Origin of the sequence: Clostridium sp. JN-9, assembly GCF_004103695.1 — a bacterium.
Lineage (GTDB): Bacteria > Bacillota > Clostridia > Clostridiales > Clostridiaceae > JN-9.
In genome coordinates this window covers 2,991,386-3,017,986 of sequence record NZ_CP035280.1, presented here as the reverse complement: position 1 = coordinate 3,017,986, position 26,601 = coordinate 2,991,386, and the positions used below count along the sequence as shown (strand labels likewise).

The window sequence follows — 26,601 nt, the reverse complement described above, 5'->3', positions numbered from 1 at the left end:
CTTTATGTTAGGAGAACTAATAAATGATTAAAGATATTACAATAGGTCAGTATATACCAGGAGATTCATTTGTTCACAAATTAGATCCAAGAATTAAAATATTAATATCTTTAATATATATTATAAACTTGTTTGTGGTAAATAGCTTTCAGGGTTATATATTTATAATAGCATTTACTATATTTAGTATATATATATCTAAAGTCCAGCTTAAATATATTTACAAGGGGTTAAAACCAATATTTGTACTTGTTATTATAACAGCTTTACTCAATATACTAATGGCAGATGGTAAGGAAGTAATCTGGTCTTGGAAGTTTATCACCATATATAAAGAAGGATTAATATTAGCTGCTTTTATGGTTGTAAGACTTGTATTTTTAATAGTTGGTACATCTCTTTTAACTTTAACAACATCACCTATAGAGCTTACAGATGGTATAGAAAAGTTGTTAAATCCTTTTAAAAGAATAGGTGTTCCGGCACATGAGTTAGCAATGATGATGACTATAGCACTTCGATTTATCCCTACTTTGCTGGATGAGACTGACAAGATAATGAAAGCTCAAATGGCCAGGGGAGCGGATTTTGAATCAGGTAATTTAATTCAAAGGGCTAAAAACTTAATTCCATTGCTTGTCCCGTTATTCATAAGTTCCTTTAGAAGAGCTGATGAATTAGCTATGGCAATGGAAGCAAGGTGTTATAGAGGCGGAGAAGGCAGAACAAGAATGAAACAGCTGAAACTTACTCAAAGGGATTTAATAGCATCAATATGTACATTTGTGCTGGTGGCAGTTTCAATTTGGAGTAGATTTAAGTGGAAAATATAAAAAATATTAAGCTGACAGTTGAATATGATGGGACTTGCTATTCCGGCTGGCAGAGACAAAAAAATGCAATAACAATACAACAGGTTATTGAAGATGCTTTATTTAAATTTACTAATGAAAAAATAAATATCTATGGAGCCAGCAGAACTGATTCTGGTGTTCATGCAAAAGGATATGTATGCAACTTTCTGCTTAACACAAAGATACCAGGAGAAAGATTCAGGGATATTTTAAATAATCTTCTGCCGGATGACATTGTTATTTTAAAGGCAGAGGAAATGCCTTTGGATTTTCATGCAAGATACAACTGTAAAGGAAAAAGATATATATACACAATAGTTAATGCAAAGCAGAGAATATCTATTGGAAGGCAGTATTCATATTTATATAAACGAAAGTTAAATGTGGAGTTAATGAGAAAGGCAGCTGGTTATTTTATAGGAACTCATGACTTTGAGGCATTTAGAAGTATTGGCAGCAACGTAAAAACATCTGTCAGAACAATCTCAGAACTTAAAATAGAGCAGGAAGGCAATTTTATAAGAATAATAATATCTGCAGACGGCTTTCTATATAATATGGTGAGAATTATTACAGGTACCTTAATAGATGTTGGTGTAGGACGGATTAAGCCAGAGGATATAAAAGATATTATAGAGTCAAAAAATAGAAAAAGAGCAGGCAAATGTGTGCCAGGAAAAGGCTTGTGCCTTGATGAAGTTTTTTATTAGAAACAAAATGTTTATAACCAGCTATGAAAGGTAAAAAAATTCGCACAAATTAATCTGATTTCATGCCAATCTGCAATAAGTGTAGTAAAATAATATAAAAACTTATTCGCAGTGAGGTAAAAATGGGAAGAGAACAGGATCGTATAAATCGGAGAATAGAAAAAAATCCAGCGGCAGAATGTAATAAAATCCAAAAGAAGTATTTTCCTGAGTTGTTTCAGAAGTTTGCAGGGACGCTGGATCCTAGGCATCAAAGCTATATTGATTATTCCAATAAAGTAATGCTTGGAACTGTGTATTACAAAGGAATAGCTGGGCTTGTAAGCATGCAATCTATGACATATGAGTTTAATGATGACAAGGTGGTAAAAAACATTATGAACTTTCTTGGAGAAAGTGATAGGTCATATCTCCCACACGGAGTAACCGTAAATGAATATCTGGAGAAGTTGGCTACGTCTCAATTGCAGGAAATCCAGCAGTCCATGGTGTATAGTCTGATACGAAGAAAGACATTTGATGATGCCAGGTATCAGAAGAAATGGCTTTTGATTGTTGATGGGTCACAGTTATATTCCGGAAGTCGCCAGATCAATGAGCAATGCCTTGAAAGACATCACAATAAAGGAACAGTGGATGAAAAAGTCAGTTATCACAGCGATGTTCTAGAAGCAAAAATCGTTTTGGGAGAAAAACTGATTGTAAGTATAGCAAGTGAGTTTGTGGAGAATAATGGAGAAGACGCTCTGCGTCAAAAAAGTATGAGTGAGGAAGAGCGTAAACAGGACTGTGAAACTAAGGCGTTTCAAAGACTTGCAGCTAAGCTGAAAAAAAGATTTCCGCGCCTTCCAATAATATTGTTGGCGGATAGCCTGTATGCATCAGAAAAAGTTATGGAGATATGCAGAAAAAATCACTGGGATTTTATTATCAGGTATAAAACCGGGAGTATCCCAAGTATTGCCGCAGAATATGAAGCAATACCAGAGAAGGGAACATCAGGTCATGCGGAATATGTGAATGAAATAGATTACAAAGAAAAACCCGTAAATATGCTTAGATACTGGGAGGAAAAAGTAATAAAAGGGAAAAATGTATGGACAGAATTCCAGTGGCTGACCAGTCTTAGGATTACAGACAAAAATGCGGAAAATTTAGCGGCTGCGGGAAGAAAACGCTGGAAAATAGAAAATGAAGGCTTCAATCGTCAGAAAAACTGGCAGGGAAATATCACACATGTATGCAGCTGGAATGTCCAAGCGATGAAGAATCATTACCTGATGCTGCAGATATCTGATACAATCAAGCAACTGTATGAATGGTATTATTTGAAAGCCAATGATATAAAAAAGAAACAAAAAAATATATCCTCTGACCTGCTAGCAAGCTTTGGACAGCAACTAACAAGGGAAGATATATTTCAAGTTGATATGCATAGCATATCAACCGCCTAAAATGATTATATCAAAGGAAGTGATGTCTGCCAAGAGTAAATTTAACTTGAACAAAAAATTTATCCACAAGAAAAACAAATTGGTGTAGTGCCGGATATTTTTGTGGATAAGTATAAATCCAGAAAAAAGAATTGTGGATAACATGGCGTTTAAAGAAAATAAGTTGAATTTAGCAGACAGAAACAATTTCACCTTTCAAGGCTGGTTTATAACACAAGTCATTGACACACCTGGCAGATTGTATTATAATATAAATGTTTGTATTCAAAGTATAGAAGATCCACTAGCCCCGGATCTTTATATAGAGATCGTATTATTATATTAAAGATTACACGGGAGGTAAAAAGATGAAATCATACATAGCAAAACCAGAAGATATTAAAAGAAAATGGTATGTTGTTGATGTTGCTGGAAAGCCGCTTGGAAGAGCTGCCAGCCAGGTTGCTACAATTTTAAGAGGTAAAAATAAACCAACTTTCACACCAAATGTAGACACAGGAGATTTTGTTATAATAATAAATGCAGAAAAAGTTGTTTTAACTGGAAAAAAATTAGATCAAAAAATGTTAAGACACCACACAGGATATCCGGGTGGTTTAAAAGAAATGCCATACAGAGATGCTATAGCAAGAAAACCTGAATTTGTTTTTCAGGAAGCTGTTAGAAGAATGCTTCCTCCAGGAGTACTTGGAAGAAAAATGTTAACAAAACTTAAAGTATATAGAGGTTCAGAGCATGAACATGAAGCTCAGAAGCCTGAAGTATTAGAATTAAGATACTAATTGATGTCTGAAGGGAGGATATAAAATGGCTAAAGTACAGTATTTTGGAACTGGAAGAAGAAAAAAATCAATCGCAAGAGTAAGACTTGTACCAGGTGAAGGTAGAATAACAATAAATAATAGAGATATAGATGCTTACTGCCCACTTGAAACATTAAAGCTAATAATAAATCAGCCGCTAACTTTAACTGAAACAAAGGACAAATTTGATGTAGTTGTTAATGTATGTGGTGGTGGATTTACAGGTCAAGCAGGAGCTATAAGACATGGTATTTCAAGAGCTTTGTTAAAGGCTGATGCAAATTTAAGACCAGAATTAAAAAAGGCTGGTTTCTTAACTAGAGACCCAAGAATGAAAGAAAGAAAGAAATATGGTCTTAAGAAAGCCAGAAGAGCTCCACAATTTTCAAAAAGATAGTTTTTACAAGACAATACAATCCCCAAAACACTTATGTTTTGGGGATTCTTTATTTTTACCATATAATAGGATTTGGGGTGGGGTTTATTTTGAACTTAACAACGGTTATTTTCCAATTTATTGGCGGGGTTGGATTGCTTTTATATGGAATGAAACTAATGGGTGATGGAATTGAAAGCATATTTGGAGAAAAATTAAAGAAACAATTTGAGACTGTTAATGCAAATCCTTTGCGCGGAGTTCTGGCTGGTACTGTTGTAACAGCGGGAATACAGAGCAGCAGTGCTACTACAGTTATGATAGTGGGATTTGTCAATGCAGGGATTATGAATTTATATCAGGCTGCAGGTGTGATTATGGGAGCTAATATAGGAACTACAATTACTGGACAGCTATTGGCCTTCAAAATCAATGCTGTAACCCCATTATTTATAGGAATAGGATCAGTTTTAATAATTATTTCCAAAGGTAAAAAAGAAAAGGAGATAGGTAGTGTTTTACTTGGGCTCGGCATTTTATTTTTAGGTATGTCACTTATAGAAAATTCAATTAAATTTACAGCTGATACAACCTGGTATATTAGTTTTATACGTACTCTATCCGGGAATATATTTTTATCAATATTTATCGGATTATGTTTAACTATAGTTATTCAAAATTCAGCTGTTACAATTGGAATATTAATAGCTTTATCTGCAGTGGCACCTATGCCTTTAAATGTATGTATACCCATAGTGTTTGGAGACAATATAGGGTCATGTACATCTGCATTATTATCCAGCGTTGGCACCAGTAAGACTGCTAAAAAGGCAGCTCTTATACATTTAATATTTAATATAATAGGAGTAATTATATTCAGTATTTTATTAAACCCATTTATATATGCTGTAACATATATTTCTTCAAATAATGTTGGAAGGCAGATTGCAAATTCCCATACTTTATTTAATATAGCAAATACATTTATTCAGGTATGGTTCATTCCATATCTTGTAAAGATGGTAAATGCAATAATTCCAGGAGAAGATAATGTTGAAGAAATAAGACTTAAGTATTTAGATGAAAGACTTTTAAAATCTCCGGTTATTGCCGTAGCGCAGACTATAAAGGAAATTAACAGAATGGCAAAAAAAGCAAAGGACAATATTGAATCTGCTGTTCAAGCTTTTGAATTAAATGATGACGACTTGGCTAATAAAGTGTACTTTAATGAAACAGTTATAAACAGATTAGAAAATGATATAACCTCATTTTTGGTTAAACTGTCTAATGAGGAATTGTCAGAAGAAAAGCTGAATATTGTAACTTCAATGTTTCATGTGGTAAATGATATTGAAAGAATAGGGGATCATGCGGAAAATATAGCAGATCTGACCTTTGAAAAAATGCAGAAAAAAGTTATTTTTTCAGAGCAATCAATAGATGAAATAAAAAAAATGTACAGTGAAACTATAAGTGCCTTGGATAAGAGCCTTGAGAGTTTTAAAAATAATGATAAGGATATTGCTCAGGAGGTTATAAATATAGAAGAACAAATAGATATATGTGATAAGAGTTTTAGAGAAAATAACATAAATAGATTAAACAAAAGAATCTGCTCTCCTGAAGCTAGTACTATATTTTTGGAAATGCTGGGGAACATGGAAAGGATAGGGGATCACTCCACAAATATAGCAGAGACAATATTAAACAGATAATAAGGATTTGTAGTGTAGATTTAGTAAAAATTGTACCGATTTTTTCATTTAAAATTGGATAAAATAGTAGGGTATAACTAAGAAGAGAAGGGATAAAATGTTTAAACAGCGTAAGAAACTTGTTATTCTCATTATCTGCTTTTTAGCAATTATATCTGCTGTACAATTTCAATTCAGCGGTGTAAAAGCATTTACCACTGATGCTAAAGATAAAACTATATTAATTGATGCAGGTCATGGTGGAATTGATGGCGGGGCTGTATCAAAATCAGGTACAGTTGAGAAAGATATAAATCTATCTATATCTTTAAAATTAAAGGATATTCTCAGCAAACAAGGATATAAGGTTATAATGACAAGAGAAGAGGATAAAGGACTCTATACAAATGAAGGAAAAATAAGAAAAAAGAAAATAGAAGATTTGAATAACAGACTTAAAATGAAAAATGAAAGTAAATGTGATATGTTTATAAGCATACATCTTAATATGTTTCCAGAGGGAAAATATTATGGAGCACAAGTATGGTACGGCAGTAATAGTAACAGCGAAAAACTGGCAAAGGTCTTACAGGACAATTTTAAAAATAATATTAATGACGGAAATAAAAGGGTAGAAAAACCTGCAGGGCAAAGTTATAAAGTACTATTAGGAGACAATCCAATACCCCAGGTAATAGTTGAATGTGGATTCTTATCAAATTACAATGAAGAACAGATGTTAAAAAGTGAGCAATATCAGCTTAAAATAGCGGATATTATTGCTAAATCAGTTGAGGAGTACTACCAAAGCAATTAAGGCTTGTTCATATATCCTGCAAAAACTTATAAATAAAAGGATGACAAATTTGCCAGAAAATTTGTCATCTTTTTATTTAATTTAGTAATTTTGAGAGTAAATTTTTAATATTGATAACAAAAAACACAAAACATTATTAATTTGATTACTATTTATAAAATATATTTTCAGATTATATATATTGAAGCATTGCTCTAATTAAAATATAATGGTATTATAAAAACGTCAATGGATTAATCCATTGGTCCATTAAACTTTGGGAGTGATAAGATGGGGATAGAAATAGTTAAGAATAACGGGGTGCCATTATACATACAAGTGAAAAAGGAAATAATCAGATTAATAAAAGAAGGATCTCTCAAAGTTGGAAGCAAGATGCCTACTGAAAGAGAGCTGGCAGAACAGTTAAAAATCAGCAGGAATACAGTAAGTACAAGCTATAATGAATTAGAACATGATGGCATATTGAGTTCATATCAGGGAAAGGGCACTTTTGTGGCAGAAGAGGCTAATACCTGGAAAGCAGAAAATATAAAAGACAAAATAATCAAATTCGTTGATTTAGGTTTTGAAGAAGCATTAGAGACAGGTATGGATGCAGATGAATTTGTAGAAATCGTAATAAAAAGAGTAAAAGAAAAAAAAGAACTTATGAGGAAGACCCAGGCCATTTACATAGAATGCAATATAGAACAAGCTAAGATGTTCAGCAAACAGTTAAGTGACAATACTTACATGAATGTAAAGGCATTAACAATTAGGGACTTACAAAATATGAATTCTTCCACTAAAAAATTAGTTGAAGAATCACAAATAATCATATCTACATTTAATCATGTTAATGAAGTTAGGGATTTAATAAAAAGCTTTAACAAAGAAGTATTAGGTGTAGCTATTAATGCAGATATGGGAACCATAGTAAAGATAGCAAGATATTCAGATGATGTAAAATTTGCATTTGTATGCATATCAAAAGAATTTATGTTTAAGGTAAAAGATGCATTGGAAAAGGCCGGGTTAGGTAACCTGAACATAGAATTTACAAATTCCACAGACAAGCATAAGCTGAGTGATCTGATTAATAAATCAGATGTTCTTATTGTTTCACCTGGCAGATATAAGGATATAATGCAGTTAAATACAGACAATAAAGAAATAATAGAGTTTTTATACAGCCTTGATTATGATTCCGTAAAAGCTCTTAAATCAAAAATTATTGAATTAAATAAATAATCTTTAGGAGGTCCTTTTTAATGAAAACAATAGTATTAGGCGTAATAGGCTCAGACTGTCATGCAGTGGGCAATAAAATTTTAAATCATGTATTTACACAGGCAGGATTTAATGTGATTAATATCGGAGTTCTTTCTCCACAAGAGGATTTTATAAATGCTGCAATTGAAACTAATGCAGAAGCAATTTTGGTTTCATCACTATATGGACACGGTGAAATAGATTGCAGAGGACTTAGAGAAAAATGTGATGAAGCAGGATTAAAAGGAATATTACTTTATGTTGGTGGAAATCTTGTAGTAGGTAAACAGAAATGGGAAGATACTTACAATAAATTTAAAGCAATGGGATTTGACAGAGTTTACCCGCCAGGATCTGATCCAGAGATTGGGGTTAAGGACTTAAAACATGATCTAAAAATAGAAGCATAGCATAACTTGTATTTGGGAGTGATAGAAGTGGAAGCTTACTTGCTTATTGATTTTGGAAGCACATACACTAAACTTACGGCTGTAGATATAGAAAATGAAGAAATACTGGCTACAGCTAAGGATATTACCACCGTAGACACCGACATAATGGTTGGTTTTAACAATGCATTTAAAAAAATAGAAAAACAAATAGAAAATAAGCATGTAAATTTTATAAAAAAATTTGCATGTTCTTCTGCAGCAGGCGGATTAAAAATGGTGGCTATTGGTTTAGTACCTGATTTAACAGCAGAAGCAGCAAAACGTGCGGCTTTAGGTGCAGGAGCAAGAGTGCTTAAAGTTTACAGCTATGAATTAACAGGAAAAGAAATAGAAGAAATAAAAAATTCAAATCTAGATATTATACTACTTGCAGGTGGTACAAATGGAGGAAATAAGGAGTGTATTATTCACAATGCAAATATGCTGGCACAGCATGGAGTTAAGCTTCCTATTGTAGTAGCTGGTAATAAAGTTGCACAAGATAAAATAGAAGAGATATTTAAAAGCAATAATATTTTTTATAGAATAACTGAGAATGTAATGCCTAAATTAAACGTTTTAAATGTTGAACCTGCCCGCGAAGTAATAAGACAGATATTTATGGAAAAAATAATAGAAGCAAAGGGTATGAAAATAGCAGAAAATTATATAAACGGTATACTTATGCCTACACCTGCAGCAGTGTTAAAGGCTGCCAGAGTTCTTAGTGAGGGCAGTGATAAGGAAGCAGGAATAGGAGACTTAATAGTTGTTGATATAGGCGGCGCCACTACAGATGTACATTCCTTAGCAGATGGAGAACCTACAAAACCTGGTGTTACCATGAGAGGACTTGAAGAGCCTTTTGCAAAACGAACTGTTGAAGGTGATTTGGGAATGAGATATTCGGCAGTATCTCTCTGGGAAGCAGCAGGAACAAGAAGAGTTCAAAAATACCTTAATGATAAAAGTATTGATGTGGAAGCAAATTGTAAATATAGAGCAGAAAATATCAAAATGGTACCTAAAACAGAACTTGAAATTAAATTTGATGAAGCAATGGCAAAAGTATCAACTGAAATTGCACTGGAAAGACATGTGGGAACCATAGAGAGTATGTATACACCAATGGGCGTTTTATTCACCCAGGAGGGAAAAGACCTATTAGAAGTAAAATATCTTATTGGTACAGGAGGAGTATTAGTACACAGTAAAAATCCGGCAGATATATTGAAAGCTGGTACCTTTGATAATACAAATCCTAATTATTTAAAGCCAATGAATCCTGAATTTTTACTAGATAAAACTTACATAATGTCAGCTATGGGATTATTGGCTGAAGACAACCCTGATATGGCCGTAAGAATATTGAAAAAATACTTGGTTAAAGTTGAATAGGAGGAAGTTTTCATGGAACTTAAAAATAAAAAATGGACTGAAGAGGAATTCTTTAAAGTTAGAGAAGAAGTTATTAATCAATGGCCAACCGGTAAAGATGTTAATTTAGATGAGGCTGTTGAATATTTAAAAAAAGTGCCTGCATCTAAAAGTTTTCCAGCAAAACTAAAGGATGCAAAAGAAAAAGGTATTACCCTGGCTCAGCCAAGAGCAGGTGTTGCTTTAATCAATGAACACATTGAACTGCTTCAGCATTTACAAAATGAAGGAGGGGCAGATTTACTTCCTTCAACTATAGACAGTTATACAAGGCAGAACAGATATGATGAGTGTGAAGTAGGCATTAAGGAAAGCTTAGCTGCTGGAAGATCCCTACTAAATGGATTTCCTGCAGTAAATCATGGAGTGCATGGATGCAGACAGGTATTTGAAGCTTTGGATTTACCTTTACAGGCAAGACACGGTACACCAGATGCAAGGCTGCTGGCAGAAATAATACATGCATCAGGATGGACATCAAATGAAGGCGGCGGAATATCATACAATATTCCATATGCAAAAAATGTATCAATTGAAAAATCACTATTAGACTGGCAGTACTGCGATAGATTAGTGGGTTATTATGAAGAACATGGAGTTTCAATAAACAGAGAACCATTTGGACCATTAACAGGAACACTGGTGCCGCCAAGTACATCAAATGCAGTTGCAATAATAGAAACCCTTCTTGCAGCTGAGCAAGGTGTAAAAAATATAACAGTTGGATATGGACAATGCGGCAATTTAATTCAGGACGTGGCTGCTTTGAGAGCACTTGAAGAGCAGATAAATGAATACTTAAAGCAATATGGTTATAATGATGTTTATATAACAACAGTATTTCATCAATGGATGGGAGGCTTCCCTCAGGATGAAGCAAAAGCTTTTGGAGTTATATCTACAGGAGCTGCAACAGCAGCACTTGCAGGAGCAACCAAGGTAATTGTAAAAACTCCTCATGAAGCATTAGGTATCCCAACAAAAGAAGCAAATGCTGCAGGCATTAAGGCAACAAAAATGGCATTAAATATGCTTCAGGGACAAAGACTTCCTATGTCAAAAGAGCTGGAAACTGAAATGGCCATAATAAAGGCTGAAACAAAGTGCATAATTGACAAATTGTTAGAATTAGGCAATGGAGATTTAGCAGTTGGAACTGTAAAAGGTTTTGAATCAGGGATTGTAGATGTTCCATTTGCACCAAGTAAATTTAATTCCGGCATAATGATGCCTGCAAGAGATAATAATGGTGCAGTTAGATATCTGAACTTTGGAAATCTGCCTTTTACCGAGGAATTAAAAAATTATAATACTAAAAAGCTTTCAGAGAGAGCAAAATATGAAAACAGAGAAATATCATTCCAAATGACTATAGATGACATTTTTGCAGTTGGCAAAGGTCAATTAATTGGAAGACCTGAAAAGAAATAAGAATTATCGCATACTTTGGATTAAAAACATTACATTGTGCCAAGAAAAGTATCTGCATTTAAAAAGTTGTTAAATGCAGGTAAATTTAATAAATATATTAAAGGATAGGTGGATGACATGAAAATTACAGATGTTGTTTGTTCTGCAGGAAGAACAGGGTTTTATTTTGATGATCAAAGGGCAATAAAGAAAGGTGCCGGTCATGATGGTTTTACATATACCGGAGAGCCAGTTACAGATGGATTTACTCAGGTTAGAATGGCCGGAGAATCCATATCGGTAATGATAGTACTTGAAGACGGTCAGGTAGCTTATGGAGACTGTGCTGCAGTTCAGTACTCAGGTGCAGGCGGAAGAGATCCACTATTCCTTGCTAAGGATTTTATACCTGTAATAGAAAATGAAATTGCTCCAAAATTAATTGGCAGAAATTTAGATAGTTTTAAAGAATTAGCAGAAGAATTTGATAAAATGCATATTAACGGCAAAAGATTACATACTGCAATAAGATATGGAATAACTCAGGCTATTCTTGATGCTGTGGCAAAAGCTCATAAGATAACTATGGCTGAAGTAATAAGAAATGAATATAATCCTGGAGAGGAAATAAAGGCTGTACCAATATTCACTCAGTCTGGTGACGACAGATATGACAATGTAGATAAAATGATAATTAAAGGTGCAGATGTAATGCCTCACGCTTTAATTAACAATGTTGAGCAGAAGCTTGGTTTAAAGGGTGAAAAATTATTAGAATATGTTAAATGGCTTAGAAACAGAGTTTTAAAATTAAGAACAAGGGAAGACTATAACCCAATATTTCACATAGATGTATATGGAACAATTGGAATAGCTTTTAAATGTGACACAAAAGCAATGGCAGATTACATCAAAACTCTTGAAGAAGCAGCAAAACCATTCCATTTAAGAATTGAAGGACCAATGGACGTAGAAGACAGACAAAAACAAATGGAAGCATTAAGAGATTTAAGAGCTGAATTAGATAATAGAGGAATAAATGTTGAATTAGTTGCAGATGAATGGTGCAATACTGTAGATGACGTAAAGTTCTTCACAGATAATAAGGCAGGGCATATGGTTCAGATTAAAACTCCTGATTTAGGAGGAGTAAATAATATTGCCGATGCAATTATGTACTGTAAAAAACACGGTATGGGAGCATATTGCGGTGGAACATGCAACGAGACCAATAGATCAGCAGAAGTTACTACTAATATAGGAATGGCCTGCGGTGCCAAGCAGGTACTTGCTAAACCAGGAATGGGCGTTGATGAAGGATTTATGATTGTAAATAACGAAATGAACAGAGTCCTTGCGCTTATAAACAGAAGAAAAAATAAATAAATATAAAAGGCAGTTTATTTAAACTGCCTTTTCAATCATTATATTTACTTTCTGTATATCAATAAAATTTTAGAGGAGGGATTAATCATGAAAGAGGTAAACACAGCCGAAATAGTGAAAGCAGTAAAGAAAATGTGTATAAATTCCAATATACATTTAAATGAAGATGTTAAAAATAAAATAAAAGAAGCTTCAAATAATGAAAAGTGGCCAATGGCAAAAGGAATATTAAATAAAATACTGGATAATGTAGACACAGCAGCAGCTGAAAACATGCCAATGTGTCAGGATACGGGAATGGCATGCGTTTTTGTTGAATTAGGCCAGGATGTGCACATTGTGGGTGGAAGCATTGAAGATGCTATTAATGAAGGTGTAAGACAGGGATATGAAGAGGGATATTTAAGAAAATCTGTAGTTAAAGATCCCCTCAACAGAGTAAATACTAAAGATAATACTCCTGCAGTAATATATTATGATGTGGTACCAGGTGAAAAGCTTAAAATAACTGTAGCACCTAAGGGATTTGGTTCTGAGAACATGAGCCAGATAAAAATGTTAAAACCTGCAGATGGATTAGAGGGAGTTAAAAACTTCATATTAAAAGTTGTAAAGGAAGCCGGCCCCAATCCTTGTCCTCCAATTGTAGTAGGAGTAGGAATAGGGGGAACTTTTGACAAAGCTGCTAATCTTGCAAAAAGAGCTTTAATAAGACCTTTATCAGAAAGAAATCATAATAAGTTTTATGCATCCCTGGAAGAAGAACTTCTTAAGAAAATAAATGAAACTGGAATTGGACCTCAGGGATTTGGCGGATTAACCACAGCCCTGGCAGTAAATATAGAAACTTATGCAACACATATAGCAGGACTTCCTGTAGCTGTAAATATAAATTGTCATGTAACAAGGCATGATGAAGTAGAATTTTAGGGGAGGGGAATAATAGCATGGAAAAGAAAATAGTAACTCCATTAACTGAAGAAAAAGTAAAAGAATTAAAAGCTGGAGACAGTGTATTAATAACAGGAACAATATATACAGCAAGAGATGCTGCACATAAAAGATTAGTAGATCTGCTGCATGAAAATAAACCTCTTCCATTTGATGTAAAAGACGCAATAATATATTATGTAGGGCCAACACCTGCAAAGCCTGGAGAACCAATAGGATCAGCAGGACCAACTACAAGCTATAGAATGGATCCATATGCACCTGAACTCCTGGATATTGGACTTAAGGGAATGATAGGAAAAGGATTAAGATCAAAAGAAGTGGTAGAATCTATGGTTAAAAATAAAGCTGTTTATTTTGCTGCTATTGGAGGTGCTGCAGCATTGATGGGCAAAGCTGTTAAAAAGGCAGAGCTTGTAGCCTATGAGGATTTAGGATCAGAGGCCGTAAGAAAGCTTGAAGTTGAAAATCTTCCTGTGGTTGTGGTAATTGACAGTGAAGGTAATAACCTGTATGAAATCGGCCAGAAGGAATATTTAAACTCTTTAAAATAGGAGGATCTGTAAATGAAAATAAATAAAGTTGCAAAAGCAGGCACTTTAGAATCTAATGATATATTAATAATGATTATGCCAAATGAAAACAATGGAATTGAACTGGAACTTCAGAGCATAGTGGAAAAACAGTTTGGAGAGCAGATAAGAAAGGTTATTATGGATACTTTAAATGAAGCTGGAGTGCATAGTGCTACTGTAAAGGCTCAGGATAAGGGAGCACTGGATTATACAATAAGGGCAAGAGTGAAAACTGCAATAGACAGGGCAAAATAAAATCCATTAAAGATTTGAGGTGAATTATAATGAAAAAATTGAGAAGAACAATGCTTTTTATGCCAGGCAATAATCCCGGTATGCTTCAAAATGCTGCTATACTTGGGGCTGATTCAGTCATATTAGACCTTGAGGATGCCGTAAGTCTTACTGAAAAGGACAGTGCAAGAACTTTAGTAAGTGAAGCAATAAAGTTCTTAGATTTTTCAAAAGTTGAGCTGGTTGTCAGGGTGAATCCTCTGGATACGAATTATGGCAAAAAGGATATTGATGCAATTGGAAGAGTTAAACCAGATTCATTAATGATACCAAAGGCTACTGAAGATCAGCTGAGAACCATTGATAAAATGCTCAGTGAAATTGAGAACCAGGAAGACTTTGAGGAAAAATGCATAAAACTGATTCCTATTATTGAAACTGCGTATGGCCTTGAAAATGTTTACAATATTATTAAATCTTCAGACAGGGTATCAGCAGTGCTGTTAGGGGCAGAAGATCTTACTTTAGACTTTGGCATAAAGAGAACAAAGAAGGGAAAAGAAATTTTGTATGCTCGAAACAGAGTATCAGCTGCCTGCAGAGCTGCAAAAGTAGATGCTATAGATACACCATTTACAGATACAAATGACTATGATGGCCTTGCAAAGGATACTGAAAAAGCAAAGGCTCTTGGATTTACTGGTAAGGCTTCAATCAATCCAAGACAGATAGATACCATACACCAGGTTCTGGCTCCAACAGATGAGGAAATTCAGCATAGCATAAAGGTGTTAGAAGCCAGGGATGAAGCCTTTAGCAAGGGCTTGGGGGTGTTTTCGTTAAATGGTAAGATGGTAGATGCACCTGTTATAAATAGAGCTGTAACTACAGTGGAATTAGCAAAAATGCTTGGGCTTATATAGAAAACTATTAAGCCATAAGGAGGAATTTAAATGAAAAATATACTTCAGAGAAAGTTACCTGAATACATAGAGGGCTATGGAAAAGTTAAACCCTTTCAGGGAGCATTTGCAAATTATAATGAAGTAAATATATCTTCTGTGAAAGTAAAATCTGTTAAGCCAGGTGAAGATAAAGTATTAAACAGTATAGATGAGGCTTTAGACAAAGTTGAATTAAAGGATGGAATGTGTGTATCATTTCATCATCACCTGAGAAATGGAGATTTTATATTAAATAATGTTATTTATGCACTGGCTAAGAGGGGAATTAAAGATATAACTGTAGCAGCCAGTTCCATATTCCCAATACATGAACCATTAGTTGAGTATATTAAAAGCGGAGTAGTCACTGGAATATATGCTAATTATATTTCAGGACCAGTTGCAAAAGCTGTTTCTGATGGGTTGTTAAAAAAGCCTGCAGTAATGATGACACATGGAGGAAGATCAAGAGCCATTGAAAGCGGAGACTTACACATAGACATAGCTTTTGTTGCAGCACCCACTGCAGATACATACGGAAATATTAATGGAGTTTATGGTAAATCTGCCTGTGGTTCTCTAGGTTATGCTGTAAGTGATGCTATGTTTGCGGATAAAGTTATTGCTATTACAGATAATTTAGTACCATATCCAGCATGTCCCATAGAAATAAGTCAAATATATGTTGACTATGTAGTAAAAGTTGATTCTATAGGTAATCCAGCAGGTATCGTATCCGGAACCACTAAAATAACAAAGGATCCAGTAGGACTTAAAATTGCAAAAATGGCTTCACAGGTTATTGAAGCTTCTGGACTGGTAAAAGACGGTATGTCATTTCAAACCGGAGCTGGTGGGACTTCACTTGCAGTTGCTGTGGAGTTGGAGAAAATCATGAAGAAAAACAATATAGTAGGAAGTTTTGCAGCAGGAGGAGTAACAGCTTATATCGTGGATATGCTTAATGAAGGTTTATTTAATAATATATTTGATGTACAATGCTTTGATCTTAAAGCAGTTGAATCATACAGGGATAATTCAAAACATATGGGCATGTCAGGATCTATGTATGGAAATCCTCATAATAAGGGAGCTGTTGTAAATAACCTGGATGTAATGATACTTGGAGCAACTGAAATTGATACTAATTTTAATGTAAATGTAACAACAGGATCAGATGGAGTTATTATGGGAGGATCAGGCGGTCATAGTGATACAGCTGCAGGTGCAAAGCTGTCAATTGTAGTTACAAATCTTATGAAGGCAAGACTGCCCATAATCAAAGATGCGGTAACCACTATAACCACACCAGGAGAGTCTATAGACGTACTGGTTACAGAAAGAGGAATTGCAGTAAATCCTTTAAGAAAAGATCTTATAGAAAAACTAAGTAAAACAAATCTCACTGTTATGCCAATAGAGGAATTAAAGCTAATGGCAGAGAAAATCACAGGAAAGCCTAAGCCCATAGAAACCAGTGATAAGGTTGTTGCTGTAGTAGAGTACAGGGATGGTACTGTTATAGATGTGGTTAGAAAGCCAATGTAAGGAGAATGTTATGTTTGGTCTTCAGCTTGAGAAAGTGAATTTAAATAATTCAAGGGACAAAGAAGAGGTTGATAAATTTCTTCAAAAATTTAATCTTATTCTGGATAAGGATGTTGATTACACAATTGTTCTTAGAGATGAACAGAAAGCCATAAAAGCAACCTGTTCAAAAGCAGGGAATGTATTTAAATGCTTTGCTGTTTCAGAGGAATTACGCGGGGAAAATGTTACAGGCACTTTAATTACAGAATTGGTAAATACAATGTTTGACCAGGGGATTTATCAAAGCTTTATTTTTACAAAGCCTGATAAAGCAAAAGTATTTGAAGCACTAAATTTCAGCATACTCTGTGAGACTGAAAATGCTGTGCTGCTTGAATATGGAATTTCAAACATAAACAAATATTTAAGCAGCCTTGTGAAGCAATATAGTATTAATACAGAAATCAAAAATGGGGCATTGGTAATGAACTGCAATCCTTTTACACTAGGGCACAGATATTTAATTGAGAAGGCATCAGCACAGTGTGAAAAGGTATTATTGTTCATAGTTCAGGAAGATAAGTCCTTATTCCCATTTAAGGACAGATATAATCTGGTTAAGAATGGGGTCAGTGATTTATCAAATGTTAATGTAATTCCCGGAGGTCAGTATATTATATCCAAAGCAACATTCCCTTCTTACTTTATAAGAAAAGAAGAATTAAGAACCAGGGCCTATGAGGAAATTGATGCATCTATCTTTGGAAAATATTTTTGCAGCAGATTAAATATAAATAAAAGATTTGTTGGCTGTGAGCCATACTGCAGTGTAACAAACAGTTATAATGAAACATTAAAAAGAATACTTCCAAGGTACGGAGTCAAGCTTATAGAAATAGAAAGAAATAAATATGAAGATAATTATATATCTGCTTCTATAGTGAGACAGTTAATAAGAGAAGGCAAATTAAAGGAAGTAAAATACCTTGTCCCAGAAGTTACCTGGCAGTTTTTAAATTCTAAGGAGGGACAGGTGGTATTAGATAAAATTAAAAAATCTAATTCACCTCATTAAGATTATGGACAAATTATTTGATTATAATATTAAAGATATAAAAAAGTATTCCATTTATGAAATACTAAATGAAAGAGAAAACAGGGTAAGGCTAATTTCTCTTCTTGAGGAAAAATACAAATGTACAATTATATCCTTAAGAGTTAACTATCCGGGAGAAAATAAGTGTAATAATATAAGTATTGGAGTATGTACTATAATAGGCAGAGAACTTTTGCGGGAATTTAAAAACTATTTAAATGTTCAATGGTATTTAGGCGCTGAAGGCCCAATATTTATTATGGCAGTTCATGGTAAGCCATATGAAATAAAAAAAGCAGTTGTTTCTATAGAGGATAAACATCCATTAGGAAGACTGGTGGATATAGATGTATACAGCCAGGGGAGAGGTATAAGCAGAAAAGATCTTAATATGCCACCGAGAAAATGCTTTATTTGTGAAGATAGTGCTCATAACTGCGCCAGAAGCAGAAAACATTCACTTGAAGAAATTGAAGAGTTTATAAAGCTTAAATATAATGATTATATTAATAAGCAGATTTAATCCACAGTGTGGATAAAAAAGGATTATGGGAAGATAAATTCCATAATCCTTTTAATTGCAAATTATTTATTTGAGTAAAGTTCAATGATTTTTACAACAACGTCTACAGCTTTTTCCATTGCAAATGTTGGAATAAATTCATATTTACCGTGGAAGTTATGACCGCCTGTAAACAGGTTTGGAGTAGGTATTCCTTTAAATGATAATTGAGCTCCGTCAGTACCTCCTCTTATAGGCTGAACTTTTGGAACGATTCCGCAGGACTTCATAGCCTCAAAAGCAGTATCAACTATATGTTTTACAGGCTCAACCTTTTCTTTCATGTTGTAGTACTGATCTTTAATATCAGCATTAACAGTTCCTTCTCCATATTTTTTATTTAATTCAACTGCAATTTTCTCAACATTTTGTTTTCTGTTTTCAAATATTGTTTTATCATGATCTCTTATTATCATATTCATTGTAGCTTCTTCAACACCGCCGTTAATACTAACAACATGATAGAAGCCTTCGTATCCTTCTGTATGTGTAGGTGTTTCAATTGCTGGAAGCATAGATATAAATTCATTTGCAACAAGTATTGCATTTATCATTGTATCCTTTGCAGATCCAGGGTGCACACTTTTTCCATTGATTTTAATTTTTGCTCCTGCAGCATTAAAGTTCTCATATTCAAGTTCTCCTATTGCACCTCCATCAAGAGTATATGCAAAGTCAACGCCAAATTTAGTTACATCGAAATAGTCAGTTCCTTTGCCAACCTCTTCATCAGGAGTAAATGCTACACGAATTTTCCCATGTTTTATTTCTGGATGATTAATAAGATGTTCCATAGCAGTCATAATTTCTGCTATACCTGCTTTATCATCAGCACCAAGCAGAGTTGTGCCATCTGTGGTAATCAGAGTTTTACCTTTATATTCCTTAAGCTCTTTAAAATCTTTTGTGGAAAGAATAACATTTTTTTCTTTGTTAAGAACTATATCATTTCCATCATAATTTTCAATTATTTGCGGTTTTATATTTTCTCCGGATATTTCTGGACTTGTATCCATATGAGATAAGAAACCAATTACAGGAATCTTTTTATCAGTATTTGAAGGAAGAGTTGCCATTACATATCCATATTTATCTAATGAAACCTCTTTCATTCCAATGGATTCTAATTCTTTTACAAGTTCCTTTGCTAAAACTAACTGCTTGGAAGTTGTAGGCACTGTTGTAGATTCTTCATTTGATTGGGTATCAAAAGTAACGTATTTTAATAACTTTTCAACTACATTTGACATATTCATATCTCCTTTTCTCAAAAATAAATGTAATATTGTAAACCTTTAAAACAATTTTATTATACCATTTTTTATACAAAATAACAAACAAAGCGGGAAAAACATAAAGAATTTAGAATATTATTTAAAATAACTATTAACCTTCAGAAAATTGCTAATATATAAATTAAATAATGCAATTAATTGATAAATAAGAAATAAACAATGCATAAAATAATAAAGTCATCCAATGTGTTTTATGGATGACCTTATAAAATATAGTTTTATTTCATATAAAGTTCTTTATAATATTCCTCAAGCATTCTCTTTGTAGAGAAGTATTCCCTTGTGGATTTGATACTTTCTATCATCATTTTTTCCCACTTATCTTTGTTTTCATAATAGGTTGGAATTACTCTGTTTAAAAGAGTGTCATATAATGCATCAGAGTCGTTTTTGTCTAATTCCTCCACAGACTTAAAATCATCTACGGATTTACCATTACCAAACTGCCATCCGTTAACTCCGTCATTACATGCTTCAGGCCACCATCCATCAAGTATTGAGCAGTTTAATACACCATTCATGGCAGCTTTCATTCCTGAAGTTCCGCTGGCTTCAAGAGGTCTTCTTGGATTATTAAGCCAGATATCAGATCCTTTTGTAAGCATCCTGCCAATATTCATATCATAATTTTCAAGAAATACTACACTGTTAGGGTATTTCTTCATCATTTGAACTAAATTAGCTACAATTGCTTTACCTGTATCATCCAATGGATGTGCTTTGCCGGAAAATGCAATTTGTACCCTGCCGCTGTTCAATAATGGATCTATAATTTTGGGCTCGGTAAATATTAAATCGCTTCTCTTATATGGAGCAGCTCTTCTGGAGAAACCAATGAGTAACTTATCAGCATCCAGATTAACTCCTGTTCTTTCTTTAATAAATTTAATGGTTTCTTTCTTTATTTCCTGGTGAACAGGCAGCAGAGCTCTATTTTCCTGGAAAGCACTGGTCATTCTGCTGTCAACCCAGGTTGGTGTGTGAATGGCATTTGTTATTCCTATTATTTCACATCTCCCGGAAACGTCCTTCCACATTTTGTTTGCTGTAACTGCATGAAGCTTTGCAACTGCATTAGATTTTCTGGAAAGTCTCAAACCCGCTACAGTCATATTAAAAGGATCTCCTCCTAGCGAAATCATCTGATCTCTTGTCAGTCCATTAAATGCACCCATATATTCAAGTTTATCCAGTGGATGAGATTCATTTCCCTGTAATATAGGTGTATGAGTTGTAAACACAACTTCCTCCCTTGTTAATTTTAAGGCTTCCTCAAAGGATTTACCTGAGCTCATTTTTTCCCTGATTAATTCCAGAGCTGCTAAATCAGCATGGCCTTCATTAAAATGATAAATATCTACTGGAATCTTTAATGCTCTCAGGGCTCTCACACCGCCTATGCCAAGTACAATTTCCTGTGCAATTCTCTCTTCACCGAACCAGCCATAAAGCTGTCCTGTAATCCAGGCATCCTGGTTTTCTGGTATATCAGTATCTAGAAGATAAAGAGTATTATTACCGAACTTTTCAGTCTTCCAGACTTTACATACTACATCCACATTTCTAATTTTAACAGATACCTTTACGCCTGTATCTTCCAAGAAATCATAGTTATAATTATGATAGGTATCGTATGGGTTTCCGTCCTGATCTATAACCTGATCAGTATATCCCTGCTTCCACTTTATACCTATACCGACTAAAGGTACATTTAAGTCCTTAGCTCCTTTTAAATAGTCACCAGCCAGTATTCCAAGACCACCTGCATATATTTTAAAATCAGATTCTAAGCCATATTCCATGCAAAAATAAGCAACTTTAGGCAATTTACTTGTATCCATGACATACCTCCAAGATTTAATTTATGTTTTCATTATACACAATGCAAAGGGTTTATGCAATCGGTTGCACAAATATTTTTTTAACACACTATAAAATTCTTTTAAATAACACTATTATGCTTTATAGTATAATTATATTGTTTATCTTTAACAGGAACTTTAAATAGTTGTTAAAAATCATAACAAATAGTAACATGCCGTAACCTTTAGGCCTGTTACTAGACTATTTGGTGTTTTCAAGCCAAAGTGAGTGTAGTTTTTTGAAAAAGAAATAGCATGATGAACTATGATTTAATGGAAGTTAAAGACTTACCCTTGAATGTACTCTTCAGTTTGAGGCTCTAAGAATGAGGAAGGATGACCGACTTCTAGGTTATGAAGTCAAACACCTAATCATATGAACTCCATTATGTCTTTGGCAAGAAGAAAAATTCCCGAAAGGAGACGACAGAAATGTCAAAACAAAAAGAATATGCTTTTGTATTGGATTTTACAAATAATAAATTAGCACCCACAAATACTAATAAAGCATGGATACTAATTAGAAAAAAGAAAGCTAAATTATTACAAAAATATCCTATGGTTATTCAATTAAATTATGAAGTCAAAATAGATAAAGAAACTGAAATAATTTGTGGAATAGATGATGGGAGTAGTCATGTAGGAATTTCATTAATTCAAAAATGTAAAACTTATAATAAGCCTATATTTAAAGGAACTATTGAACTAAGACAAGACATTAAGGGATTAATGGATGTTAGACGTGGATATAGAAGATATAAAAGAAGTCACAAAAGATATAGACAAGCGAGATTTAGCAATAGAAGTATGTCAACTAGAAAAGGTAGAGTTGCACCAAGTATATTACAAAAGAAACAATCTATAATTAGAGTTATCAATCAATTGTTGAGATTCATTAACATAAAAAAATTTCATTTAGAAGATGTTACAATTGATATAAGAGCATTAACGGATGGGAAAAAGTTATATAGATGGCAGTATCAAAAATCCAATAGACTAGATGAAAATATAAGGAAAGCAATTATATTAAGAGATGGTTGTAAATGTATGGAGTGCGGTAAATCTAATTGTGTATTAGAAGTTCATCACATTGTCCCCAAAAGACTTAAAGGTAAAAATAATCAAGACAATTTAATTACACTTTGTAGCAACTGTCATGATAAAACAAAAGGACAGGAAGAAAAATTTATTAAATATTATCAATTAATGATTAATGGTAAAAATATAAGGCTTGATTATGCTCAACATGTTATGCAAGGCAAAAATTGGTTAAGAAATGAATTATCTAAATTAGGAAAACTTGTATTAACTACTGGTGGAGATACCGCCAATAAAAGAATTGACTGGAATATAGATAAAACGCATAGTAATGACGCATTGGTTGCAAGTGATTTAATAATTAATAATGAACTGTGTAATATAAAAGATTATATTATTAAACCTATGAGAAGGAAATCTAAGGCTAAAACTTATGAATGTTTAGGATTTAAGCATAGAGATTTAATCAAATATACTAAAAAGAATGGCGAAAGCTATATTGGATATATAACTGCATTATATTCAGAGAAAAAACAATGTAATATAACAACTTTAGAAAATAAAATATTGAAAAGATATGGAATTAAGCCTTGTAAGTTATTATGGAGATTTAATAAGATATATTGGTTTTAAAAACAGTCGTAAAATGCAAAAATAAATTTAGAATGGAGGTTTGGTTATGCTTTGTTACGATTTTTATAACCAGGATATAAAATGAGCTTTTTTAATAGAAGTAATAGACTGTTTGGTAAGCTTTCTTTTAAAGCAAAAATAGTTATTTTTACTGTACTGTGTTTTACGGCAGCAGCATTGATTACATATAATAAATACACGGAAAATAAAATCAATAGAGCTTTGCAGGACAGCAAAGTGAAAAGTGACACACAGCTTAAAGCCAAAGATGATGCAGCTAAAACTAAATCGGTGGAAGAAAATAAGGCTCTTCAGGACAAGCAGAAATCTATGAATGACAAATATAATCAGGCTCATGATGCTTTTTTTAATAAAAACTATGATTTAGCTATAAAGCTGGCAGATGAGCTTATTGCGGAGGATCCAAGCTATTATATGGCCTATAATATAAAGGGAATTACTCAGTGCTATGGAAATGATTATGAAAATGGAATGAAAAATATAGATAAATCATTAGAAATTAAGCCTGATTTCCCATATGGAAGATTTAACAAGGCTTTGGCAAATGAATTATATGGACACTATGATGAGGCCATTAACTGGTATAATAAGGCTTTAGAAGTAGATAAGAACAATCCATGGTCATATTACGGTATTGCAAGTATATATGGTCGAAAAGGGGATGTGGAGAATACAGTTAAATATTTAAAACAAGCTATTGCACTTGACAATGCTATAAAAGCTGAGGCTGCAAAAGAAGCAGATTTTAATCCGGTAAAGAATTCTCCGGAATTTAAAGCATTAATAAATTAGTGCATTTATATAAACTGTATATTTGCTTAAAATGAGCATAGCTTTCATTTAATTGAAAGTTAATGCTCATTTTATTTTGATTTATTGAATAAATTTACTATTTACTGTTGACTTATGCTCATTCATGATTTATTATAAAATTAATCAATCAGTAATAATCAAAAGTAAATACAAATGAGCATAAATATTTTTTAGTGAGAGTGATAAATATGTTTGCAGAAGAAAGACAGCAGAAGATTGCTGAATTATTAAGTGAACAAACCAGTATAAAGGTCTCCACCATTTCACAGGTATTTAATGTATCAGAATCAACAATAAGAAGGGATCTCCAGGAAATGGAGGAGAAGGGACTGCTAACAAGAACACATGGCGGGGCTGTGGGAATAAACAGAACAAATTTTGAACCATCTTTTAAAGATAAAGAGGATGCACATCGTGATGAAAAGATATTAATTGGAAGAGTAGCTGCTAAGATGATAGAAGACGGAGATACTATTATCCTAGACTCGGGAACTACAACTTTAGAAATCGCGAAAAATATAACTGCAGCAGATGTTACCGTAATTACTAATTCTATAGATATAGCCTCAGAACTAGCCAACAAAGAAGGAATAGATCTTATAGTTACAGGTGGAAGCTTAAGAAATACCACAAGAGCAATGGTAGGCCATATTACTGAAAGTGTATTAAAGAATTTTAGAGTTGATAAGGCCTTTATAGGTGCTAATGGAATATCTATTGAAGAAGGAGTGACTACCCCTAATTTTGTTGAAGCACAAACTAAAAAAGCTATGATTAATGTTGCAAATAAGGTAATTGTTTCAGTAGATAATTCAAAATTTAATGAAGTATGTTTCTCTGTTATTTGTCCAATTAGAGCTGTTTCTACAATAATTACTAATCATGGACTGGATGACAGTGAAATAAAAAACTTTGGAGATTCAGGAGTTGAAATAATAGTTGCAGAAATTTGATAAACTACTTTAGATAGGAGTGAAGACATGGTTATAACAGTTAACTTAAACCCTGCCATGGATAAAACTATAACTTTAAATGGATTAAATGTAGGAAGTGTAAATAGGGTAGAAAGTCTAAGGTATGATATTGGAGGAAAAGGAATTAATGTTTCCAAAGTACTAAAAAACTTTAGGGTTGAATCTATTTGTACAGGCTTTTTAGGCGGTATCTGGGAAAGGTCATTTGTTGAAGAACTTAATAAAAGAGGAATTTCCAATAAATTTATATCCATTGAAGGAGATACAAGGACGAATACTAAAATCGTGGATGTTTTAAATAACACTCATACTGATATAAATGAGCCTGGACCGGAAGTAGATAGCAAAAAAATGCAGAAGTTTATAGATGAATTTAAAATATTATGTAAGAAAAATGATATTGTAGTGCTTTCTGGAGGAGTAAGTCCGTCCATACCAAAGGACATATATTATAAATTAACTATCATTGCAAAGGAAAAGGGAGCAATAGTAGTTATGGATGCAGATGGTGAATTACTAATGGAGGGAGTGAAGGCAAAACCTCATATTATAAAACCCAATAATCATGAACTTAAGAAATTACTTAATATAGATGATACAAATGAAAATGAAATAATTGGTGCAGGACAATACTTATTACAACAGGGGATTGAGAAGGTTATGATTTCTCTTGGTGATAAGGGAGCAATATATATAACTAAAAATGGAATTTACAAAAGCAATAGCTTGAAAGTAAATGTGAAAAGTACAGTTGGAGCTGGAGATTCTATGGTATCAGCCATGGTGTATGCACACATAAAAAATTATGATGATGCAGATACTTTAAGATTTGCTACAGCCTGCGGGGCGGCGACAGTTTCCCTAGAAGGAACTGAAGCATGCACTTTAGAACAGGTAAATGAATTGTTAAATGATGTAAGAATTGAAAAGAAGGAGTGTTTATAATGAGTACAAAGGACATGTTTTCAAAAGAGAGGGTAAGTTTTGACCTTAAAGCTGTGAATAAAAATCAAGCTATTGATGAATTGATAGATATATTATATAAGGACGGTAAAATAAGTGATAAAGAAGAATTTAAAAAGGCAGTATTAAAGAGAGAGGAAGAGTTTTCAACAGGTATAGGAATGGGAATTGCAATTCCTCATGGAAAAAGTAAAGCTGTTGTAGAACCTTCAATAGCCTTTGGCAAAAGTACTAAAGGCATTGATTATGAATCTATGGATGACAAGCCTGCCTATTTATTTTTTTTAATTGCTGTACCCGAAGAGTCTAGTGATGTGCATCTAAAGGCACTTAGTGAAATTTCAAGAAAACTTATGCATAGTGAGATAAGAGAAATGATTATGAACGCCACTAGTTTTGAAGAATTCATTAAGGCATTCGAATAAATATGGTACTAATATTAGTACGAACTAATTTTATTATATATTTATATTAAAACTCT

The 26,601-nt window shown here is 33.3% G+C and carries 27 protein-coding genes; 25 read left to right on the top strand and 2 right to left on the bottom strand.

Going from position 1 to position 26,601, the window contains the following annotated elements:
• Positions 1-23: 23 nt before the first annotated feature.
• From EQM05_RS14435 to citX, 20 genes are all read left to right on the top strand, one after another.
• Positions 24-833 (top strand): energy-coupling factor transporter transmembrane component T, encoded by an 810-nt coding sequence (locus EQM05_RS14435; RefSeq protein WP_128750755.1) that lies wholly within the window; start codon positions 24-26, stop codon positions 831-833.
• Complete coding sequence (truA, locus tag EQM05_RS14430; RefSeq protein ID WP_128751135.1) at positions 830-1,564, top strand: tRNA pseudouridine(38-40) synthase TruA; 735 nt, start codon at positions 830-832, stop codon at positions 1,562-1,564. Before EQM05_RS14435 ends, truA begins: the two co-directional genes overlap by 4 nt.
• 122 nt (positions 1,565-1,686) lie before the next feature.
• Complete coding sequence (locus EQM05_RS14425; RefSeq protein WP_128747874.1) at positions 1,687-3,018, top strand: transposase; 1,332 nt, start codon at positions 1,687-1,689, stop codon at positions 3,016-3,018.
• Positions 3,019-3,118: 100 nt separating this feature from the next.
• On the top strand, positions 3,119-3,343 hold the full coding sequence (locus tag EQM05_RS14420; RefSeq protein WP_205694148.1) for a hypothetical protein: 225 nt from the start codon (positions 3,119-3,121) through the stop codon (positions 3,341-3,343).
• 22 nt (positions 3,344-3,365) lie between these two features.
• Positions 3,366-3,800: a 50S ribosomal protein L13 gene (gene rplM / locus EQM05_RS14415; RefSeq protein ID WP_128750752.1), complete on the top strand. Its 435-nt coding sequence runs from the start codon at positions 3,366-3,368 to the stop codon at positions 3,798-3,800.
• Between the two features lie 25 nt (positions 3,801-3,825).
• On the top strand, positions 3,826-4,218 hold the full coding sequence (gene rpsI, locus EQM05_RS14410) for a 30S ribosomal protein S9 (protein ID WP_128750750.1): 393 nt from the start codon (positions 3,826-3,828) through the stop codon (positions 4,216-4,218).
• Positions 4,219-4,307: 89 nt separating this feature from the next.
• Entirely contained in the window at positions 4,308-5,915 is a 1,608-nt protein-coding gene (locus EQM05_RS14405) for a Na/Pi cotransporter family protein (protein WP_128750749.1), read from the top strand.
• A gap of 97 nt (positions 5,916-6,012) precedes the next feature.
• Complete coding sequence (gene cwlD / locus EQM05_RS14400; RefSeq protein ID WP_128750747.1) at positions 6,013-6,711, top strand: N-acetylmuramoyl-L-alanine amidase CwlD; 699 nt, start codon at positions 6,013-6,015, stop codon at positions 6,709-6,711.
• 270 nt (positions 6,712-6,981) lie between these two features.
• Positions 6,982-7,944, top strand: a complete 963-nt coding sequence (locus EQM05_RS14395) for a GntR family transcriptional regulator (RefSeq protein ID WP_128750745.1) — start codon at positions 6,982-6,984, stop codon at positions 7,942-7,944.
• A gap of 20 nt (positions 7,945-7,964) precedes the next feature.
• Complete coding sequence (glmS, locus tag EQM05_RS14390; protein ID WP_128750744.1) at positions 7,965-8,375, top strand: methylaspartate mutase subunit S; 411 nt, start codon at positions 7,965-7,967, stop codon at positions 8,373-8,375.
• Between the two features lie 27 nt (positions 8,376-8,402).
• Positions 8,403-9,794 (top strand): methylaspartate mutase accessory protein GlmL, encoded by a 1,392-nt coding sequence (glmL, locus tag EQM05_RS14385; RefSeq protein ID WP_128750742.1) that lies wholly within the window; start codon positions 8,403-8,405, stop codon positions 9,792-9,794.
• Positions 9,795-9,806: 12 nt separating this feature from the next.
• Positions 9,807-11,264, top strand: a complete 1,458-nt coding sequence (locus EQM05_RS14380; protein ID WP_128750740.1) for a methylaspartate mutase subunit E — start codon at positions 9,807-9,809, stop codon at positions 11,262-11,264.
• 117 nt (positions 11,265-11,381) lie between these two features.
• Positions 11,382-12,629 (top strand): methylaspartate ammonia-lyase, encoded by a 1,248-nt coding sequence (locus EQM05_RS14375; RefSeq protein WP_128750739.1) that lies wholly within the window; start codon positions 11,382-11,384, stop codon positions 12,627-12,629.
• Positions 12,630-12,716: 87 nt separating this feature from the next.
• Positions 12,717-13,559: a fumarate hydratase gene (locus tag EQM05_RS14370; RefSeq protein ID WP_128750737.1), complete on the top strand. Its 843-nt coding sequence runs from the start codon at positions 12,717-12,719 to the stop codon at positions 13,557-13,559.
• Between the two features lie 17 nt (positions 13,560-13,576).
• Positions 13,577-14,134, top strand: a complete 558-nt coding sequence (locus EQM05_RS14365) for a Fe-S-containing hydro-lyase (protein WP_128750735.1) — start codon at positions 13,577-13,579, stop codon at positions 14,132-14,134.
• Between the two features lie 12 nt (positions 14,135-14,146).
• Positions 14,147-14,410 carry a citrate lyase acyl carrier protein gene (citD, locus tag EQM05_RS14360; RefSeq protein ID WP_128750733.1) on the top strand — a complete coding sequence of 88 codons (264 nt, stop codon included), beginning with the start codon at positions 14,147-14,149 and terminating at the stop codon, positions 14,408-14,410.
• A gap of 29 nt (positions 14,411-14,439) precedes the next feature.
• A complete protein-coding gene (locus EQM05_RS14355; RefSeq protein ID WP_128750731.1) occupies positions 14,440-15,312 on the top strand; it encodes an aldolase/citrate lyase family protein in 873 nt (290 codons plus the stop codon).
• Between the two features lie 30 nt (positions 15,313-15,342).
• On the top strand, positions 15,343-16,881 hold the full coding sequence (citF, locus tag EQM05_RS14350; protein ID WP_128750729.1) for a citrate lyase subunit alpha: 1,539 nt from the start codon (positions 15,343-15,345) through the stop codon (positions 16,879-16,881).
• Entirely contained in the window at positions 16,859-17,938 is a 1,080-nt protein-coding gene (gene citC / locus EQM05_RS14345) for a [citrate (pro-3S)-lyase] ligase (protein WP_243108082.1), read from the top strand. Before citF ends, citC begins: the two co-directional genes overlap by 23 nt.
• 4 nt (positions 17,939-17,942) lie before the next feature.
• Complete coding sequence (gene citX, locus EQM05_RS14340; protein ID WP_128750727.1) at positions 17,943-18,482, top strand: citrate lyase holo-[acyl-carrier protein] synthase; 540 nt, start codon at positions 17,943-17,945, stop codon at positions 18,480-18,482.
• 62 nt (positions 18,483-18,544) lie between these two features.
• Here citX and pepT read toward each other — a convergent pair whose 3' ends face one another.
• Positions 18,545-19,771, bottom strand: a complete 1,227-nt coding sequence (gene pepT, locus EQM05_RS14335) for a peptidase T (protein WP_128750725.1) — start codon at positions 19,769-19,771, stop codon at positions 18,545-18,547.
• Positions 19,772-20,034: 263 nt separating this feature from the next.
• Positions 20,035-21,657 carry an alpha-glucan family phosphorylase gene (glgP, locus tag EQM05_RS14330; protein ID WP_128750723.1) on the bottom strand — a complete coding sequence of 541 codons (1,623 nt, stop codon included), beginning with the start codon at positions 21,655-21,657 and terminating at the stop codon, positions 20,035-20,037.
• Between the two features lie 453 nt (positions 21,658-22,110).
• On the opposite strand from glgP, the gene iscB reads away from it, so the two are divergent.
• From iscB to EQM05_RS14305, 5 genes are all read left to right on the top strand, one after another.
• Positions 22,111-23,349, top strand: a complete 1,239-nt coding sequence (gene iscB, locus EQM05_RS14325) for an RNA-guided endonuclease IscB (RefSeq protein ID WP_128750721.1) — start codon at positions 22,111-22,113, stop codon at positions 23,347-23,349.
• Positions 23,350-23,430: 81 nt separating this feature from the next.
• Positions 23,431-24,162, top strand: coding sequence for a tetratricopeptide repeat protein (locus EQM05_RS14320; RefSeq protein WP_128750719.1), 732 nt, complete (start codon positions 23,431-23,433; stop codon positions 24,160-24,162).
• A gap of 209 nt (positions 24,163-24,371) precedes the next feature.
• On the top strand, positions 24,372-25,136 hold the full coding sequence (locus EQM05_RS14315) for a DeoR/GlpR family DNA-binding transcription regulator (protein ID WP_128750717.1): 765 nt from the start codon (positions 24,372-24,374) through the stop codon (positions 25,134-25,136).
• 27 nt (positions 25,137-25,163) lie between these two features.
• Positions 25,164-26,102 (top strand): 1-phosphofructokinase, encoded by a 939-nt coding sequence (pfkB, locus tag EQM05_RS14310; protein WP_128750716.1) that lies wholly within the window; start codon positions 25,164-25,166, stop codon positions 26,100-26,102.
• Positions 26,102-26,545, top strand: a complete 444-nt coding sequence (locus EQM05_RS14305) for a PTS sugar transporter subunit IIA (RefSeq protein ID WP_128750714.1) — start codon at positions 26,102-26,104, stop codon at positions 26,543-26,545. The genes pfkB and EQM05_RS14305 overlap by 1 nt, the downstream gene beginning before the upstream one ends.
• Positions 26,546-26,601: the final 56 nt, after the last annotated feature.

Coding starts and splice junctions, on each gene's coding strand:
- cwlD (WP_128750747.1), top strand. CDS start 6,013: ATGTTTAAACAGCGTAAGAAACTTGTTATTCTCATTATCTGCTTTTTA.
- EQM05_RS14375 (WP_128750739.1), top strand. CDS start 11,382: ATGAAAATTACAGATGTTGTTTGTTCTGCAGGAAGAACAGGGTTTTAT.
- EQM05_RS14320 (WP_128750719.1), top strand. CDS start 23,431: ATGAGCTTTTTTAATAGAAGTAATAGACTGTTTGGTAAGCTTTCTTTT.
- EQM05_RS14365 (WP_128750735.1), top strand. CDS start 13,577: ATGGAAAAGAAAATAGTAACTCCATTAACTGAAGAAAAAGTAAAAGAA.
- EQM05_RS14395 (WP_128750745.1), top strand. CDS start 6,982: ATGGGGATAGAAATAGTTAAGAATAACGGGGTGCCATTATACATACAA.
- citF (WP_128750729.1), top strand. CDS start 15,343: ATGAAAAATATACTTCAGAGAAAGTTACCTGAATACATAGAGGGCTAT.
- glmS (WP_128750744.1), top strand. CDS start 7,965: ATGAAAACAATAGTATTAGGCGTAATAGGCTCAGACTGTCATGCAGTG.
- glgP (WP_128750723.1), bottom strand. CDS start 21,657: ATGGATACAAGTAAATTGCCTAAAGTTGCTTATTTTTGCATGGAATAT.
- citD (WP_128750733.1), top strand. CDS start 14,147: ATGAAAATAAATAAAGTTGCAAAAGCAGGCACTTTAGAATCTAATGAT.
- pfkB (WP_128750716.1), top strand. CDS start 25,164: ATGGTTATAACAGTTAACTTAAACCCTGCCATGGATAAAACTATAACT.
- EQM05_RS14435 (WP_128750755.1), top strand. CDS start 24: ATGATTAAAGATATTACAATAGGTCAGTATATACCAGGAGATTCATTT.
- pepT (WP_128750725.1), bottom strand. CDS start 19,771: ATGTCAAATGTAGTTGAAAAGTTATTAAAATACGTTACTTTTGATACC.
- citC (WP_243108082.1), top strand. CDS start 16,859: ATGTGGTTAGAAAGCCAATGTAAGGAGAATGTTATGTTTGGTCTTCAG.
- EQM05_RS14305 (WP_128750714.1), top strand. CDS start 26,102: ATGAGTACAAAGGACATGTTTTCAAAAGAGAGGGTAAGTTTTGACCTT.
- EQM05_RS14315 (WP_128750717.1), top strand. CDS start 24,372: ATGTTTGCAGAAGAAAGACAGCAGAAGATTGCTGAATTATTAAGTGAA.
- EQM05_RS14370 (WP_128750737.1), top strand. CDS start 12,717: ATGAAAGAGGTAAACACAGCCGAAATAGTGAAAGCAGTAAAGAAAATG.
- rpsI (WP_128750750.1), top strand. CDS start 3,826: ATGGCTAAAGTACAGTATTTTGGAACTGGAAGAAGAAAAAAATCAATC.
- iscB (WP_128750721.1), top strand. CDS start 22,111: ATGTCAAAACAAAAAGAATATGCTTTTGTATTGGATTTTACAAATAAT.
- EQM05_RS14355 (WP_128750731.1), top strand. CDS start 14,440: ATGAAAAAATTGAGAAGAACAATGCTTTTTATGCCAGGCAATAATCCC.
- rplM (WP_128750752.1), top strand. CDS start 3,366: ATGAAATCATACATAGCAAAACCAGAAGATATTAAAAGAAAATGGTAT.
- EQM05_RS14380 (WP_128750740.1), top strand. CDS start 9,807: ATGGAACTTAAAAATAAAAAATGGACTGAAGAGGAATTCTTTAAAGTT.
- EQM05_RS14425 (WP_128747874.1), top strand. CDS start 1,687: ATGGGAAGAGAACAGGATCGTATAAATCGGAGAATAGAAAAAAATCCA.
- citX (WP_128750727.1), top strand. CDS start 17,943: ATGGACAAATTATTTGATTATAATATTAAAGATATAAAAAAGTATTCC.